Genomic DNA, 1,091 nt, shown 5'->3' with positions numbered 1-1,091 from the left:
CCCGACTGTGTCTGAGGTGCTCGGACTGGAGCGGCTGGCTGCGTTCGGGCTGCCGCCGGACAGACCTCCATCCCGCAGGCGTTAAAAATCCTCGACCTCGGCGGCCACGTCGTCCGGATCGACCGCGACGTACCGGCGCGTGGTGTCGACGCTGGCGTGACCCAGGAACAGACTCACGCGCGTGAAATCGCGGACCTTCGCGTACAGCCGCGTGCCCCCGTGTTTGCGCGCCGCATGGAATCCCCGCCAGTACCCGGGCAGCCCGGCCGCCCGGCTCGCCTGACGCATGCGGTACGCGGCCTGGGCGTAGGTCCAGTCAAACAGCCGGCCGTCCGGGTCCACGGGCGCCAGCCCGACCAGCGCTTCGCGGGTCCGGCGGCTGAGCGGGACCCGGCGCAGTTTGCCCCCCTTGCCGTGCACGACCAGCCGCGCGCCCTCAAGGTCGTGGGTGCGCACCGCCAGCGCCTCGCCGGCGCGCAGGCCACCGTGCGCGCACAGCAGCAGCAGTGCCGCGAGCCGGGGCTCACACGCCGCGAGCAGCTGTTCAAGCTCATCACGGTAGGGCGGGCGCCGCTCGATGGCGGGAGTCCGGTCGGCCGGCGCGCTGGTGGTCAGAAAGGGGCTGGCGTCCGTGGCCCCGGCCCAGGTCAGCGCGCGGTGCAGGGCGCGTGCGCCGGCGACGTACTGCGCGATGGTGGCGGGAGCCAGCGTGCCGCGTCGGCCCCGTCCCGCGCTGGGACGCTCCTGCAGGTGCGCGAGGTAGCGGCCGCCGTCACGGTGGCCGGGCCGCAGCAATGAAATTCCATGGTTCTGGGCCCACGGAACGTAATCGCGCGCGGCCACTCCATAGGCGGTCAAGGTGCGGGGGCTGGTGCGCGCGCCCTGCCGGGATCCCGAGCGCATGTACGCGAGCAGCACCTGACACAGCGTGTCGGTGTCGTAGGTGGCCGCCGCCTGCACCGCCCGGACGCGCAGCGCCTGATCGGTCAGGTCGCTCAGGGCCAGGGCCGAGGTGATGGGAACCAGGGTCACAGAGCTGTGCCGCGCTGGAGGGTGCACGGACCCTGGACCGGCGGGCCGGGCGGGCGGTG

At 73.4% G+C, this 1,091-nt stretch carries 1 protein-coding gene; it reads right to left on the bottom strand.

What is annotated here, in order from left to right; all coding sequences use genetic code 11:
* Positions 1–81 precede the first annotated feature (81 nt).
* A complete protein-coding gene (locus tag IEY21_RS16640; RefSeq protein WP_188905457.1) occupies positions 82–1,032 on the bottom strand; it encodes a tyrosine-type recombinase/integrase in 951 nt (316 codons plus the stop codon).
* Positions 1,033–1,091: the final 59 nt, after the last annotated feature.

Origin of the sequence: Deinococcus aerophilus (genome assembly GCF_014647075.1) — a bacterium.
Taxonomy (GTDB): Bacteria; Deinococcota; Deinococci; order Deinococcales; family Deinococcaceae; genus Deinococcus; species Deinococcus aerophilus.
This window is presented reverse-complemented; position numbering and strand designations above follow the sequence as displayed.